General features: G+C 70.5%; 11 protein-coding genes. 5 read left to right on the forward strand and 6 right to left on the reverse strand.

The features are described from left to right. Window positions 1-162: 162 nt before the first annotated feature. Complete coding sequence (locus KGD87_RS29365; RefSeq protein WP_284664263.1) at window positions 163-1575, forward strand: MBL fold metallo-hydrolase; 1413 nt, start codon at window positions 163-165, stop codon at window positions 1573-1575. Here the strand turns inward: KGD87_RS29365 and KGD87_RS29370 are convergent. Next, the gene (locus KGD87_RS29370) at window positions 1572-3032 is read right to left on the reverse strand and encodes a phospholipase D-like domain-containing protein (RefSeq protein WP_284664264.1); all 1461 of its coding nucleotides are present in this window, start codon (window positions 3030-3032) and stop codon (window positions 1572-1574) included. The genes KGD87_RS29365 and KGD87_RS29370 overlap by 4 nt on opposite strands. A gap of 538 nt (window positions 3033-3570) precedes the next feature. Between KGD87_RS29370 and KGD87_RS29375 the strand changes: the two genes are divergently transcribed. Next, the gene (locus KGD87_RS29375; protein ID WP_284664265.1) at window positions 3571-4401 is read left to right on the forward strand and encodes a M57 family metalloprotease; all 831 of its coding nucleotides are present in this window, start codon (window positions 3571-3573) and stop codon (window positions 4399-4401) included. A gap of 128 nt (window positions 4402-4529) precedes the next feature. Here the strand turns inward: KGD87_RS29375 and KGD87_RS29380 are convergent, their stop codons facing one another. Together KGD87_RS29380 and KGD87_RS29385 are read right to left on the reverse strand one after the other, a co-directional pair. Then, window positions 4530-4910: a DUF5335 family protein gene (locus KGD87_RS29380; RefSeq protein WP_284664266.1), complete on the reverse strand. Its 381-nt coding sequence runs from the start codon at window positions 4908-4910 to the stop codon at window positions 4530-4532. A gap of 136 nt (window positions 4911-5046) precedes the next feature. Beyond that, window positions 5047-6192, reverse strand: a complete 1146-nt coding sequence (locus tag KGD87_RS29385; protein WP_284664267.1) for an AAA family ATPase — start codon at window positions 6190-6192, stop codon at window positions 5047-5049. A gap of 237 nt (window positions 6193-6429) precedes the next feature. On the opposite strand from KGD87_RS29385, the gene treZ reads away from it, so the two are divergent. The 3 genes from treZ to KGD87_RS29400 all read left to right on the forward strand — a co-directional run bounded on the left by treZ (window position 6430) and on the right by KGD87_RS29400 (window position 11502). Then, window positions 6430-8289, forward strand: a complete 1860-nt coding sequence (gene treZ / locus KGD87_RS29390; RefSeq protein ID WP_284664268.1) for a malto-oligosyltrehalose trehalohydrolase — start codon at window positions 6430-6432, stop codon at window positions 8287-8289. A 305-nt stretch (window positions 8290-8594) separates the two neighbouring features. Beyond that, window positions 8595-9938: a discoidin domain-containing protein gene (locus tag KGD87_RS29395; RefSeq protein ID WP_284664269.1), complete on the forward strand. Its 1344-nt coding sequence runs from the start codon at window positions 8595-8597 to the stop codon at window positions 9936-9938. 127 nt (window positions 9939-10065) lie between these two features. Continuing rightward, entirely contained in the window at window positions 10066-11502 is a 1437-nt protein-coding gene (locus KGD87_RS29400; RefSeq protein WP_284664270.1) for a M20 family metallopeptidase, read from the forward strand. Here the strand turns inward: KGD87_RS29400 and KGD87_RS29405 are convergent. The 3 genes from KGD87_RS29405 to KGD87_RS29415 all read right to left on the reverse strand — a co-directional run bounded on the left by KGD87_RS29405 (window position 11492) and on the right by KGD87_RS29415 (window position 15055). Then, window positions 11492-13417: a DUF4135 domain-containing protein gene (locus tag KGD87_RS29405; protein ID WP_284664271.1), complete on the reverse strand. Its 1926-nt coding sequence runs from the start codon at window positions 13415-13417 to the stop codon at window positions 11492-11494. The two genes, KGD87_RS29400 and KGD87_RS29405, sit on opposite strands and share 11 nt — an antisense overlap. A 120-nt stretch (window positions 13418-13537) precedes the next feature. Then, on the reverse strand, window positions 13538-13681 hold the full coding sequence (locus tag KGD87_RS29410; protein WP_284664272.1) for a hypothetical protein: 144 nt from the start codon (window positions 13679-13681) through the stop codon (window positions 13538-13540). 63 nt (window positions 13682-13744) lie between these two features. After that, window positions 13745-15055 (reverse strand): JmjC domain-containing protein, encoded by a 1311-nt coding sequence (locus KGD87_RS29415; protein WP_284664273.1) that lies wholly within the window; start codon window positions 15053-15055, stop codon window positions 13745-13747.

The following is a 15055-nucleotide window of genomic DNA, read 5'->3' on the forward strand; positions in this document are numbered from 1 at the left end:
CGCGGGGCGGGGCGCAAGGGGCCGCGTCCACACGCCCGCAGGAACGGGGAGCGTGCGTCCAGGCAACGAATCTTCTTCACCGCGCTGGCGGGCAGTGCAGGCGGCGTTCGCCCATCGCCACGTTGGTCCGACCAAACCGGCGGACTTGCGAGCGGACGCAGGATGAAGAGGGGGCACGCGATGGACCTGGGCTTCGAGACGATTGGAAACGCCACGCTCATCTGCCACGACCACGGTCCGGTGCTGGTGACCGACCCGTGGACGGACGGCAGCGCGTACTTCGGGAGCTGGACGCTGTCGCATGAGATTCCGGCGGCGCAGCGCGCGGCCATCCAGGCCTGTCCCTACGTGTGGCTGTCCCATGGCCACCCGGACCACCTGAGCATGGAGTCGCTGGACGTGCTGCGCGCGCGCACGCTGCTGGTGCCCAACCACTTCGGCAACCGCATGCGCGATGACCTGCGCGAGCAGGGCTTCAATGTGCACGTGCTGGTGGACCGGGTGTGGACGCAGCTGTCACCGCGCATCCGCGTCATGTGCCTGCCGGACGTGAATCAGGACGCCGTCCTGCTGGTGGACATGGACGGGCGGCTGCTGGTCAACCTCAACGATGCGGGGGACCGCGGGGCCGGCCGCTTCGTGCGCAAGGTGGTCAGCGGGTATCAGGAGTCGTACCTCCTGGCGCTGTCCGGGTATGGCGACGCGGACATGATGAACTTCTTCACCGAGGACGGGCAGCGCATCGCGCCCCACGCCGCGGCGAAGACGCCCGTGGGGCGGACCATTGCCCGGCAGGCGGAGTTCTACGGGGCGCGTTACTTCATCCCCTTCAGCTCCATGCACAAGTACCAGCGGGCCGACAGCCGCTGGGCCTCCGAGTACACCACCCGGCTGGAGGACTACGGCCGGGGCTTCGAGTCGCGCACCTGCTCGTTGCTGCCCGCGTTCATCCGCCACGACTTCATCCGCGGTCAGACAGAGCGCATCCAGCCTCCGGAGCGCGTCCTGCACCCGGTGGACCCCAAGGCCTTCGGGGACGACTGGAGCGAGCCGCTGGACGCGGACGAGGTGAAGACGCTCACCACCTACTTCCTTGGCGTGGAGCACCTGGGGCGCACGCTCGACTTCCTGCGCTTCCGCGTGGGCGGCCGGGAGCACGTCGTCGCGTTCCAGAAGCGCCGCTTCCACCGGGGCATCACCTTCGAGGTGCCGCGTGGCTCGCTGATGACGGCCGTGCGCTATCAGGTCTTCGACGACCTGCTCATCGGCAACTTCATGAAGACGACGCTGCACGGCGACTTCGGGGCGGGGCGGCTCTACCCGGACTTCAGTCCCTACGTGGCCAAGTACGCGGACAACGGGCAGGCGCGCACGCGCAACGAGCTGCGGACCTACTTCGCGGACTACCGCAGGCGCGACCCGCTGGGCTTCCTGCGCGCCCAGGTGGAGACGCATTGCGTGCGGCCCCTGCAGACGCAGTCCGCGGAGCTGCTGCGCACCTTGCTGCCCCAGGACTCACGGGGCTTCCGCGCCGCCAAGGAGACCTTCTGGCGCGTCCGCCGCGCCCTGCTCTAAAGGTACGGTGACAGCAGCCGCGCCAGCCCATCCCGCAGGCGGATGGGCAGGGCGCGCGCGTCCACCTGCTCCAACGTGAGGGGCCGCGCGTCGCGCAGCCGCGCGGCCACCACGCCCTCCAACTGCGTGGCCAGCGCGGCGTCGTAGCACTCCACGTTGAACTCGAAGTTGAGCCGCAGCGAGCGCGGGTCCCAGTTGGCCGAGCCGATGAGCGACCACACGCCGTCCACCACCATCAGCTTCGTGTGGTCGAAGGGCGGTGCGGTGAGGAAGATGCGGCAGCCCGGCCGCAGCACCTGCCACAGCTGCGCCCAGGTGGCCCACTGGACCACCGGGAGGTTGCCCTTCAGGGGAAGGAGGATGTCCACCTGGACGCCGCGCAGCGCCGCCACGCTCAGCGCGGTGATGAGGGCCGTGTCCGGGAGGAAGTAGGGCGTGATGATGCGCACCGATGTCCGCGCCGTGGCCAGGGCCCCCAGCAGCACCGTGCGCAGCGTCTCCAGGTCCTCGTCCGGGCCGTCCGCGATGCCTCGCGCGAGCACGGTGCCCGCTTCGGTGAGCGGCGGGAACCAGGCCTCGCCCGTCAGCCGCTCGCGCGTGGTGAAGGCCCAGTCCTCCGCGAAGGTCTCCTGGAACTGGCCCACCAGGGGGCCTTCGACGCGGAAGTGCAGGTCCACCGCGGCGTGCTCGCCGGGCCAGAAGGCCTTGCGGATGTTCATGCCACCCGTGAAGCCCACGCGCCCGTCCACCACCAGCAGCTTGCGGTGGTTGCGCAGGTTGGCGAAGGGCAGCCGGTAGGGCATCAGCGACGGCAGGAAGCGCGCGGCGCGGACGCCCGCGCGCCGCAGCCGGCCCAGGATGGGCGGCCACGTGTAGCGCGAGCCCACCGCGTCCACCAACACCCGCACCTCCACGCCCCGCTTCACCGCCGCCCCCAGCGCCTCCACGAAGCGCCGGCCCGCCACGTCATTGTCGAAGATGTAGCTGCACAGCGACAGCGTCGTACGCGCCGCGGCAATCGCCTCCAGCATGGCCGGGTAGGCGTCCCGGCGGGACTCCAGCACGGTGACGCGGTTGCCCGGCAGCAGCGGCCGGCCCACCACCGCGTCCCCCAGCCGCACCAGGGGGGCCAGGGGGGCGGCCCCGGGGTGGGGGATGCTCACCGCCTCCGCCTTCATGGGCGCCACCTGGGGCGACGGCGGGAAGCGGCCATGCTCTTGTTTCAGCATCAACGAACGCGCCCGTCGCCGGATGCGGTTGATGCCCAGCAGCAGGTACAGCACTCCGCCCAGCACCGGCACCAGCCACGCCAGCCCCACCCACGCCACCGCGGCCCGCACGTCCCGCTTGTGCAGCACCGCGTGGGCGCTGGCCACCGCGCTGATGAGCACCGTCAGCGCCGCCACCACGTGGGGCCAGGCCACCTCCAACCACGCGGGGATGTCGAACAGGTGCATGGCGAACGGTGGGGTCCTCCCGCTTCCGCCTATCACGCCCTCCTGGAACGCGCAGTCCTCCGCGCCCCAGGGCGTCGGGAACCAACGCCCCCGCGGCCGCTGCCCCCCGTGTTCCGGCGCTGCATGAATCCCGCCCTACTGCGGTGAGGGGGTTGACGCAGGTTGTCTGGGAATGCATTTTGCCAATGTCTTGCATTTTGCAATGGGTGGTCTTCTCCCCGGGCGCAGCGGACCTGATCCACGGGGCAGGTGACCGATAACCAGACAGCACTGTCTGGTTTGGGTGCGGCTCCCTCGAAGGAGGCGATTCCTCCGTGACGACGCCACGTTGCCGGGCGCGCCGTCAGGACTTTTTACGTCGTTTGACTTCAAACATGGAAGGTCGCCGGTCCATGTAATGTCCTGAAGTCTTGCTTTGTCCTCTGGGCGTCAGCTTGGCGCGGCGGTTGCTCATGGGCGGAGCGCTCCAGGCCGCGGCTGGCGGAATCGCCGGGCGGCCGGTGCGTCCCCCGAAGTAGGCGTCAGAGGAAACCCCAAGATGCTCAAGTTCCGCTCCGTTGCGCTGGTGGCTGGTGTGGCCCTTCTCGGTTCCGCGTGTGGTGGCCCGGAGGCCTCCGAAGCCGAGCAGCCGAAGATGACGTGGGAGGAGTTCCGGGCCTCGGTGTACGAGGACCCCGAGGGCAAGCTGATTTTCGACGGCGACATGGCGCTGGACAGCGAGGAGGAGCTGCGGGCCTTCTTCGACAACAACGTCGCGGCGGAGACGGGCACCAGCCGGGGCGGCCTGGCCGTCTACAACACCAGCTCCACCAAGTCCCCCACCGGCGACGTGAAGTGGAGCGCCACCCAGGCGCGGAACCTCACGTACTGCGTCAGCAGCACCTTCTCCGGCAACAAGTCGCGCGTGGTGACGGCGATGAACAGCGCCACGGCGGCCTGGGAGGCCACCGCGAACGTCAACTTCACCCACGTGACGGCGCAGGACACGGCCTGCACCGCTTCGAACAACAACGTGCTCTTCGACGTGCGTCCGGTGAACTCGGGCGGCCAGTACCTGGCGCGCGCCTTCTTCCCGAACTCGGGGCGCTCGGGCCGCAACGTGCTGGTGGACAACACCGCCTTCGGCAACATCTCGCCCTGGACGCTGGCGGGCATCATGCGCCACGAGCTGGGCCACGTGCTGGGCTTCCGCCACGAGCACACCCGCTCCACGGGCAGCGGCTGCTACGAGGACAACGCGTGGCGCGCGCTGACGACGACGTATGACCGCGCGTCCGTCATGCACTACCCGCAGTGCGCGGGCACCCAGACGGGTGACCTGGTGCTCACCACCCTGGACAAGCAGGGCGCTCGCGCGCTGTACCCGTAGTCCCACGATGCAGGACCGCCACCCTGGCCGTGCCGTGAGGCCCGGTCAGGAGGGGCGCGCTGGCTGGAGGGCACCCCTTGCTCGGGGGGGCGCCTTCCGGCCTCATCGCGTTCGCGCGGGGCCCGCCGTCAGGACGGCGCGCCGACGCCCTGCTCCTCGGCCGCGTGGGCCGACTCGAAGAAGATGAGCGTCTTCACGTGGTCCGCGTCCTCGATGTCGAGGCACTCCAGTTCGCCGCTGTCACTCTCGTCCGCGTAGATGTGGTCAGGCTTGAGGATGCGGTGGGTGACCTCTCCGCCCGGCCGGCCGACGATGATTTCCACGGAGCCCTTGTCGCTCCCCTTCGGCTCGAGGGCGATCTCCACCAGCGGCAGCCTGCCGGCGAGCGGCTGGTCGCCGAAGTCGGCGCTCTCCGTCTCGATGCGCACCCAGTGGTCGCGCTCCAGATTGCTCAGCAAGGCGAGGTACTCCCCCCAGCCTTCCTTGGGTATCTCCCGAGTGTGATGCATGTGTCTGCCCTCCGGATTCCGTTGCCCAGCAAAACCGTAAGGCTTGTGCGTGCGGGGTGTGGAACGGGCCTGCCCCCCTGGCACGTCAGCGCCGCCGCGGCCGGGCGCCGGGTCCGCTGACCGGAAGGCGGCGGGGCTACGCGAGCCGGGCCTGGACCTCGCCGGCCTCCAGCGTCAGCCGGAGCGTGCCGTCGTTGCCCTGGTGGCCAAAGTGCTCGTAGGCGGCCCGCTCCAGCAAGGGAGCGAGCGTGGTGCGCAGCCCTCGCGCGCCTGTCTCCCGCTTGAGCGCGCGGGCGACCACGAACGCCCGCACGTCGGGTGCCACCTGCAGGCGCAGCCCTTCTTGTTCGAACTCCCGCTCGTAGGCACGCAGCACGTTGTGCTGGAGGATGTCGCCCAGGGTGGCCGCGTCCAGGGGTGAGAAGGAGACCAGCCGGTTGAAGCGGCCGATGAGCTCCGGGATGAAGCCGTAGCGCGCGAAGGCGGTGGTCTGCTCCAGTTGCTCCTCCGTCACCCGCGTGGCGATGCTCTCCGCTCGCGCCGGGAGGGGTTCGCGGCCGAAGCCCAGGTGTTCGCTCCGCGCCAGCCCCTCCGCGGTGGCGCCCAGGCCGCTGAAGGCGCCGCAGGCGATGAAGGTGACGCAGGCCAGCTCCATGGTGTCGGGCCGCTGGCGGCTGGTGAAGCCGAAGTCGGGCGGGAAGTCCGCGCTGGGGGCGGACAGCATGTGCAGCAGGCCGCGCTGCACGCCGAAGCCGCTGACGTCCTTCGTGGTCTGCTGGCCGGCGAAGCGGCTGTCGGAGCGGCTGGTGGCGAGCTTGTCGAACTCGTCCATGCACACCACGCCGCAGCCGGCCCAGGCCGCGTCCCGGTCCGCGGCCTCGTACAGGCGCGACAGCAGCGTGCTCACGTCGTCGCCCACGTAGCCCGTTTCGGAGAACTGCGTGGCGTCCGCCAGCACGGTGGGCACGGCGAGGATTTCGCGGAACAGCAGCTCCACGAGGAACGTCTTCCCCGAACCGGTGGGCCCCAAAAAGAGGCAGTTCTCCCGCATGCCCGGCTCGGGGGCGAGCCCCTCCAGGTGCAGGTGCCGGATGCGGCGCAGGTGCCGGTATGCCAGCACGGACGCCGCGCGGCGCGCCTCCGGCTGCCCCCGGTAGCCCAGGTCCGACAGCCGCTCGTCGATTTCGCGGGGAGAGAGGACCTCGATGGCGGCGACGCGCGCGCGCACGTCCTCGTCGGGCGATTCGGGCAGCGGCTCCAGGCCAGGGTGGGTGATGTTCATTCCAGGGGACTCCAAGCAGGGGCGGGTGGCCGCCGGAGGGCGCATCATCCTGGCGGTGGGCGGGGCCGACAAGGCGGGCCGCGCGCCCGCGCACGGCGTGTCGTCGCGAACACCGTCGGCCGGTCCCCATTCCTTCCGGGCACCATGCCTGCCCGTGAACATCCGCCGCGAGGCGGTCGCGTCCGGCCGCACGGAGTGCTCCTCAAGGACAGGGGTGACGTAATAAAGGACTCGCCCATGGGTCCAGCGGATGAGTCTTTGGCGGCGCGGTTGAAGGCCCCTCTCTTGGGGGCGTGGGTGGAGGCGGACGCGCGGGTGCGGTGGCGGCTCTGGGCGCCCGGCCACCAGCGCGTGGAGGTGGTGCTGCACGACGCGCAAGGCAACCCCGGCCGCGTCCTGCCGATGACGCCGGAGCCCGGCGACTGCTTCGGCGCGGTGCTGGAGGGGCAGGGCGCCGGGCTTCGCTACAAGCTGCGCGTGGACGGCGAGGGGCCCTTCCCAGACCCGTGGTCGCGCTCGCAGCCTCAGGGCGTGCATGGGCCGTCCGAGGTGGTGGTGGCCGACTTCGCCTGGACGGACGCGGGCTGGAAGGGCGTGGCGCCCCAGGCGCTGGTCCTCTACGAGGTGCACGTGGGCACGGCCACGCCCGAAGGCACCTTCGAGGCGCTCATCCCGCGCCTGGCCGGCCTCAAGGAACTGGGCATCACCGCGCTGGAGCTGATGCCGGTGGCGTCCTTTCCGGGGCGGCGCAACTGGGGCTACGACGGCGTGAACCTGTTCGCGCCCCTGCGGGACTACGGCGGTCCGGAGGGGCTGCGCCGGCTGGTGGACGCCGCGCACGCGCACGGGCTCGCGGTGCTGATGGACGCCGTCTACAACCACTTCGGACCGGATGGGAACTACCTGCGGGTGTACTCACCGCACTACTTCACCGGCCGCCACCACACGCCGTGGGGCGACGCGGTGAACTACGACGGTGAAGGCAGCGCCCACGCGCGGACCCAGGTGCTGGCCAACGTGGAGATGTGGATTGCCGACTACCACCTGGACGGCCTGCGCCTGGACGCCGCGCACGCCATCATCGACGACGGCACGCCGCACCTGCTCACCGAAATCGCCGAGCGGGCGCGGGCCTGCGCCCCGGGCCGGCAGGTGCATGTCATCGCCGAGGACGAGCGCAACGAGCGGCGCCTGCTGCGCCCCGCGTCGGAGGGCGGCCTGGGGCTGGACGGCGTGTGGGCGGATGACTTCCACCACCAGCTGCGCCGGGCCTTCGCGGGCGACAGCGAGGGCTACTACCAGGACTACACGGGCAGCACGGAGGACCTGGCGCGCACGCTGAACCAGGGCTGGTTCTACGAAGGGCAGGCGTCGAAGAACCTGGGCCACGCGCGGGGCACGAAGGCGGACGGGCTCGCGCCCTGGCGCTTCGTCCACTGCATCCAGAACCATGACCAGGTGGGCAACCGGGCCTTCGGCGAGCGGCTGGGGCATGACGTGAGCCCCTCGGCCTTCCGCGCCATGAGCGGCCTGCTGCTGCTGTCTCCCTACACGCCCCTGCTCTTCATGGGGCAGGAGTGGAACGCGAGCACGCCCTTCCTCTACTTCACCGAGCACAACGCGGCGCTGGGCAAGCTCGTCACGGAGGGGCGGCGCAAGGAGTTCGCCGGCTTCGCGCGCTTCGCGGGCGCGGAGGTGTCGGACCCGCAGGCGGAGGACACCTTCACCCGCTCCCGCCTGGACTGGGCGGAGGCGGAGAAACCAGGGCATGCGGGCGTGCGAGCGCTCTACCGGGAGCTGCTCCGGCTGCGCGCGTCGGAGCCCGCCCTGCGCGAGACGGGGCGGGGCTCCTATGCGGCCCGGGCCCTGGGGCCGGACGCCCTGGTGCTCGAGCGGCGTGGGGGCGGCCAGCGCCTGCAGGTGGTGCTCAGCCTGCGCGGCGCGCTGGAGCATCCGGTGCCCGCCGGCTCGGAGCTGGTGCTGTGGACCGAAGACGCCTGCTTCGGCGGCTCCGAAAAATTGAAGCCATTGAAGACAGACACCGTGCGACTGGAGGGTTCGGCTCTGGCTGTGATAAGACTTCCCGCAAAAGACTGAGAAACGCGCGGTGTTTCATCGTGCGTTTCACTGCAGAGCGAGCGGGCATGGCTGAAAACATGCTCAAGAAATGCCGTGGGAATTCCATATTGACGCAAAGGGTATTGGGGCCCGCAGTCCGTCGTTGAGTCGGTAACACCTCTGGCCGCTCCTGGAGGAAGCCCTCGTGCGTTGGTGTGGGGGCTTGCTTCCGGGCGGCCAGGGAATGGAAGTCCACGCGCCGCGGGGGGAGCGCGGCGCTCCGGAGCGGCTCCTGGCCGCTCCGAGGTGCCGCGCGAGCTCGCGGTCTCACTTGAGGTAGTCACTTGAATCGACAGCACTCGACTTCGTCCCGGGGGGGATGGAAGCGCTTCCGCACGTCTGTCACCGCGTTCTCGCTGGCCGTCAGCGCGTTCGCGACGCCCGCGCTGGCCGCTGGAGGCTTCGTCTCCGCCACCGCCAGCTCCTACGACGGACCCACCCCACCCGCCATGGCGGTTGATGGCAACAGCGCCACGCGCTGGTCGGCCTTGGGCGCGGGCCAGTGGATTCGCGCCGACATGGGCTCGGTGAAGCCGCTGAACGGCCTGGATATCTCCTGGTTCCGTGGCAACGAGCGCATCAACCTCTTCGACATCTCCACGTCGACGGACGGGACCACGTTCACCCGCGTCTTCGTGGGAATCTCCTCCGGGAAGAGGATTGACTTCGAGCGCGTCACCTTCCCCACGGTGAACGCCCGCTACGTGCGCGTCACCTTCTACGGCAGCACCCAGACGACCTGGGGCAGCATCACGGACATGGCGGCCCTCTCCGGCGCCACCGTCCCGGAGCCCGAGCCGGAGCCGGAGCCGGAGCCGGAGCCGGAGCCCGAGCCGGAGCCCACGCCCACCCAGGACAAGTTCGGCGTGACGATGATCTACCCGACCAAGTCGGGCGGCGAGCAGTGGTTCCTGGCGGACAACGCGACGTCCGACAATCGCTTCGACCCGCAGAACACCATCACGCGGAACTCGGATGGTTCCTGGAAGATGAAGAACAGCAAGGTGCGCATGTCCGTCTTCACCTCCACGGGCTACAGCGCGTCCAAGATTCCGACGTATGACCGCGACGTGCTGGCCAGCCGCGGCTACATGCAGGCGGCGAACGACTGGCGGAACATCGAGATGACCGGCTTCATCAAGGTCAACTCCGTGTCCGACGTCTCGGACAACTTCGCGTGGTACGCGCGCGGCGGCAAGCACAACGACAACCACTCCGGCTGCGAGGGCAGCAGCTACAAGGGCTCGCTGCACTATGACGGCCGGGTCCGCTGGCAGAAGGAGACGTGGCACGTCTCGTACAACCAGGCGTCGTACAAGTCCGGCACGTCCGCGCTCCGCGGCCGCTGGGTGGGCTTCAAGTCGGTGATGCGCAACACCAAGGTCAACGGCAAGGACGCCGTGCGCCTGGAGATGTACCTCAACGAGAACGCCGACAAGGTCACCTGGAAGAAGGTCTACGACATGGTGGACTCGGGCAGCTGGGGTGGCGACGCCAGCCACTGCGGCGGCGCGGTGAACGCCATGCCCATCAGCTGGGGCGGCCCCATCGCGGTGTTCCGCTGGGACAGCGCCACCGACGTGGACTTCAAGTGGCTGTCCGTGCGCGAAATCCCCGCGGAGCAGTGAGCCGCTGACGGCGGCTGACGCCCGCCCCGGTGCTCCCAGGAGCGCCGGGGTGGGGCGTTTTCAGCTCCAGTGGTGGATTCCCCCTGTCGACAGGGGCCCCTCTCCCGTGTTCTGGATTCGGTCCGACATGGCCATGAACGTCCAGACCGCCACCGACACGTCCGACCGCATCTGGGAGCAGGAAATCCTCCCCGCGCTCGAGCGCTACATCCGCATCCCCAACAAGTCGCCCGCCTTCGACCCGGACTGGGCCCGCGCCGGCCACATGGAGGCCGCCGTCCAGCTCGTCGCGGATTGGTGCCTCGCGCAGGCCCCGCACCTGCCCGGCCTGGTGCTGGAGGTGGTGCGCCTCAAGGACGAGCAGGGCCGCGAGCGCACGCCGGTCATCTACATGGAGGTGCCCGGGACGAAGGGCGACGACACCGTCCTCTTGTACGGCCACCTGGACAAGCAGCCGGAGATGACGGGCTGGCGCGAGGGCCTGACGCCGTGGACGCCGGTGCGCGAGGGCGACAAGCTCTACGGGCGCGGCGGCGCGGATGACGGCTACTCCGCCTTCGCGTCGCTCACCGCCATCCGCCTGCTGCGCGAGCAGGGCCTGCCGCACGCGCGCTGCGTGGTGCTGATTGAGGCGTGCGAGGAGAGCGGCAGCTACGACTTGCCGGCCTACATCGAGGCGCTGGCGCCGCGCATCGGCAAGCCGTCGCTGGTGGTGTGCCTGGACTCCGGCTGCGCCAACTACGAGCAGCTGTGGATGACCACGTCGCTGCGCGGCATGGTGGCCGGCGACCTGCGGGTGGACGTGCTCACGGAGGGCGTGCACTCCGGAGACGCGAGCGGCGTCGTCCCGTCGTCCTTCCGCGTGCTGCGGCAGGTGCTGTCGCGCGTGGAGGAGGAGGCCACGGGCAAGGTGCGGGTGGAGGCCCTGCACACGCAGATTCCGGAGGCGCGGCGCGAGCAGGCCCGCGCGGCGGCCAAGGTGCTGGGCGAGGAGGTCTTTACCAAGTTCCCCTGGGTGCCCGGCACCCGCCCCATGTCGGACGACGGCGCGGAGCTGGTGCTCAACCGGACGTGGCGTCCGGCGCTGTCCGTGACGGGCGTGGACGGCATGCCGGCGCTCAGCAGCGCGGGCAACGTGCTGCGGCCCTTCACCACGGTGAAGCTGTCCATGCGCATCCCGCCGCGCGTGGACCCCAAGGTGGCCATGGAGGCGCTGACGCAGGCGCTGGTGGAGGAGCCGCCGTACGGCGCGACGGTGACGTTCAAGGGTGAGAAGTCCAGCACCGGCTGGGACGCGCCGCCGCTGGCCTCCTGGCTGTCGAGCGCGGTGGAGTCCGCGTCCGCCACCTACTTCGGCCGGCCGGCCATGGCCATGGGCGAGGGCGGCACCATCCCCTTCATGGGCATGCTGGGCGAGCGCTTCCCGGAGGCGCAGTTCCTCATCACCGGCCTGCTGGGCCCGGGCAGCAACGCCCACGGCCCCAACGAGTTCCTCCACATCCCCACGGGCAAGAAGCTCACCTGCTGCGTGGCCAGCGTCATCGCCGACCACTTCAAGCGGTAGGCCGCTCGCGCCGGGCCCGCTTCCCACGCCGGGGAGCGGGCGGCGCGTCCAGCGCCTCGTCGGTGAGGCGCACGGCGCGGCGGTTCCAGGAGAACGTCAGGCGCTTGCCCGTCTCCGGCCAGTCGAAGGACACCGCGCCCGTGCGGCCGTCCTTCTCCAATGACAGACGCACACCCCACTGGGGCGCCTCCTGGACGCGGTGGCGCACGTCCTGGGCCACGGCGTCCACCGCGTCCCGCAGGGCCACGCCCAGGTTCATCAGGCCGAGCTGCGCTCCGCTCAGGATGTGGGGGGCGGGAGGCGGCGTGGACTCCAGGAACTGCTGCTCGCCCACGGGCCGGAAGGCCGTGGACGTGGGCGGCGCGTCCATCATCAGCAGGGGGCCGCCGTCCGCCTTGCGGAAGAAGTACGGCACGTCATAGCGGCCCAGCTGCTCGCGCTCCTCCGGGCTGAAGCGCACGCGGCCCCGGTCGCTGGTTTCGAGCACCTGGCCCTGGGACGCCAGCATCATGTGCTCCAGCGGCGCGTCATACACGGCCGAGGGTTTGACGAGCACGCGGACGTGGTGCCGCCGCGCCGCGCGCGCGAGGAAGGCCGTCACGCGTTCGTGCTCCAGCAGCAGCCGGGTCCACACGTCGAACATGCCGCGCAGGAAGGGCAGCAGGTGCGCCGCGTAGCCCACGTTCCCGTCCGTGTCCGCCACCACGGAGCGGGCCTCTTCCCGGGCCCACGCGCGCCTGCGCGGGCGAAGCTGGAGCGCGCCGCTCCGGGCGGGGAAGAAGCACAGCAGCGGACCGCCGGTGGTGCACCACCAGGCGCGCCACTCGAAGCCGACGTGGTGGTTGCCGCGCCGCTTGCCGTCGGAAATCAGCCCTGTCTCCGGGAGCCGGCGCACGGGGCTGAAGAACAGCTCCAGGTCCACCAGGTAGGGCAGGGGCTCGCGCTGTCCGCGCCGGACGCCCACCACCAGGTTGCTGCCCAGCAGGTCCGCCGCGCCCACGGCGAAGCACGTGCCGGTGAGGGCGCCCGCGTGGTGCCAGAAGCGCGCGGCCTGGGGGGGCGACAGCTGGCAGCCGTGGAGCTTCAGCTGGGGCGAAGCGCGGAGGACGCCCCACTGGCGGGGACGTTCAATCCAGTCCTGCCAGCTGTACGCGGAGGCGTCCCTGCCTCGTCCGCGCAGGACGCGCAGCGTGGGGAGCCGCACCTCGCCCGAGGCCGCCGGGAGGTGGTTGACCCAGTCGAAGAAGGCGCGTGGGCCACGCCGCTCCGGCTCCGCCAGGAAGAGGGCCTCACCGCTGGCGGGCCGGGGCTTGTACGCCAGCGCGCCGCCCCGGCGGAACTGGACGCGCAGGACGTGCTGGCGCCCGTTGTGCGTCTCCTCTGGGTTGGTCCAGAGCCGGGTGACGGGGCCCTCGAAGCCCGCGCGGCGGAAGACTCCGGACTTCATGTCCCGCGCGAGCCGCTTCGCGAAGAGGCCGAAGAAGGCCAGGAACCCGTCCCTCAGGCGGAGCAGCCCTGGGTGGGGTCCCTGTGCCGCCGGGGTGGCGGCGCACAACGTGAAGGCATCCGTCAGCACCGGGCCGAACAGCGCCGCGTTGCCGAGGCGCACGACACGCGCGCCGAACAGGCCCGGGTGCCGCCGGGCGATGGCGTCGCACCCGTCGCCCAGGGCCTCATAGAAGTCCACCAGCGGCTGGAAGGCGGGCTGTGAGAGCAGGGCGCCCAGCCGCGCGGCGTCGCTGGCGCCCTGGAAGGCGCGGGCCACCCGCAGCACCCGCTCGGGGCCGGGCCGGACAATGGGCGGGAAGCAGCCGCTGGCCTCGGGGCCCTTGCGGACGGCCTCCAGGAGGCGGCGGGTCCGCGGAGGAAAGCAGAGTGGGGCGGCTGGAGGTGTTGGTGCAAGGGATGGCAGCACATGCGCCCTTCGCGTCATCAGTCAGCCCTGGCCCGGCGTGGGGCGAAAATAGAAACGCGCGGCCCGGCGAGGCCGGGACGCGCGTGTGAGGCATCAGCGCAAGCGCCAGTGGCGCGTGCGCTAGACGCAGTACATCCAGCGCGAGCAGCTCGCGGGCGCGTTCCCGGTACCGGCGGCCTTCACCGTCTTGTCCAGCGACTGCAGCACCTGGGTCAGCTTCTTGGTCTGCTTGGACGCCTTCGCCTTCGTCTTCGCCTTCATCATGGGAATCCTCCACACGCTGGGGTCAGACTGCTCAAGCAAGGTAAAGCAAGCAAAACCCCGGAGTCAAGTTGAGATGTCTTTATGGATGGCTCGAAATGTCAGTAGAATTTCCAGCATCCGACGCATGCCCGCTCGCGTCACGGGCAGCGGGTTCGAGACGCGGAGCGGCATGGCTCCCCGCGAGGGAAAAGGGTGCAGGAGCTCACCCACGCTCACCGTGCGTGCCGTGTTCAGTATCGCGATAAGTTTACTCACCGGTTGCTGAAGGCCTGAAACATGCAACGCGTTGCCGTTGGCTGAGCAGCACCACCCCGTGCCTGTCTTCTCCAGCAGGATGGGGAAGCTTTTATTCCCGCGAATCATGTCTGTGTCCTTGAGGGGCCGCCGCCGCGCGGGAGGGGGTGGGGGCTCGAAGCCGCCCGCGGAGCGCCGGTTGAGCCACAGGGCGCGGAGGTGGGCCTGGGTTCGTGCGTCGCGGCTGTTTTCACGCAAGGTGTTGGCGGCCTGCCGCAGGGCGACGGGCAGCTCCCGCGGCAGCACGCCGTCGCCGTCGAGCACGCCCGGCACCAGCGCCTGGCCGAGCGCCGCGTCGCGAGCGCGCGGTGCGTCAGCGAGGCTCGCGCTCAGCAGGTCCTCCACGTCATAGCGGACCTGGTGGCCGGTGACGGGGATGCCCACGTTGACGCTGGTGGCCACGTCCCGGCTCGCGCTCTCTCCGACGTGGTAGTAGCTGGCGGGCCAGTAGAGGATGTCGCCGGGGCCCACCTCCGCGGTGAAGGACTCCGCCAGGTAGGGCGCGTAGTCCACCAGGGTGGTGACGGGCATGCTCCACGGACGCCGGGCCCAGAAGCGCATCCGCTTGCGGCCCCGGAGGGCGAAGAGGAACGTGGTGAAGCGGTCCAGGTGGACGCCCACCGGACTGTGCTCGTAGTTCCCGTGGAACAGCGTGGTGATGCCGCCCGACAGGGGGAGCCCCACGCGCCGCCAGAGCTCGGAGAAGAAGGCCCGCTCCCGGGACCAGAGCCCGAAGCCATGGGCGTGCAGCAGGGAGATGATGAGCGCGTAGCGGCGTGTCCCCAGCGCGTCCGCGAGCCGCGTGTCGTAGCCGTCCAGCGAGCCGTCGGTGTCGCGGGGAAGCCAGGGCCCGAACTGGACGGGCTGCCCCTGGTCGATGGTGAACTGGACGTCCGTGCGCGCCTCGATCGCCGTGGGCGGCTCCATGGCGCCGCGCGAGGCCCCGAGCGCCGCGTCGAACACGTCCGCTTCCATGAAGGGGCTGACGCCCGCCGCCGGGTAGAGCACCGGCCGCTGGTTCCAGTAGCGCGTGACGAAGGTGTCCCAGTCGAACCGTCGCTGGATGTCGATGCGGGCCAT

Origin of the sequence: Myxococcus sp. SDU36 (assembly GCF_030168875.1) — a bacterium.
Classification (GTDB): domain Bacteria; phylum Myxococcota; class Myxococcia; order Myxococcales; family Myxococcaceae; genus Myxococcus; species Myxococcus vastator.

What these genes read in the sequence shown, in the direction of transcription:
- KGD87_RS29365 (WP_284664263.1), top strand. Translation starts at nt 163, where the DNA reads ATGAAGAGGGGGCACGCGATGGACCTGGGCTTCGAGACGATTGGAAAC.
- KGD87_RS29370 (WP_284664264.1), bottom strand. Translation starts at nt 3,032, where the DNA reads ATGCACCTGTTCGACATCCCCGCGTGGTTGGAGGTGGCCTGGCCCCAC.
- KGD87_RS29375 (WP_284664265.1), top strand. Translation starts at nt 3,571, where the DNA reads ATGCTCAAGTTCCGCTCCGTTGCGCTGGTGGCTGGTGTGGCCCTTCTC.
- KGD87_RS29400 (WP_284664270.1), top strand. Translation starts at nt 10,066, where the DNA reads ATGGCCATGAACGTCCAGACCGCCACCGACACGTCCGACCGCATCTGG.
- KGD87_RS29380 (WP_284664266.1), bottom strand. Translation starts at nt 4,910, where the DNA reads ATGCATCACACTCGGGAGATACCCAAGGAAGGCTGGGGGGAGTACCTC.
- KGD87_RS29415 (WP_284664273.1), bottom strand. Translation starts at nt 15,055, where the DNA reads ATGGCCCGCATCGACATCCAGCGACGGTTCGACTGGGACACCTTCGTC.
- KGD87_RS29410 (WP_284664272.1), bottom strand. Translation starts at nt 13,681, where the DNA reads ATGATGAAGGCGAAGACGAAGGCGAAGGCGTCCAAGCAGACCAAGAAG.
- treZ (WP_284664268.1), top strand. Translation starts at nt 6,430, where the DNA reads ATGGGTCCAGCGGATGAGTCTTTGGCGGCGCGGTTGAAGGCCCCTCTC.
- KGD87_RS29385 (WP_284664267.1), bottom strand. Translation starts at nt 6,192, where the DNA reads ATGAACATCACCCACCCTGGCCTGGAGCCGCTGCCCGAATCGCCCGAC.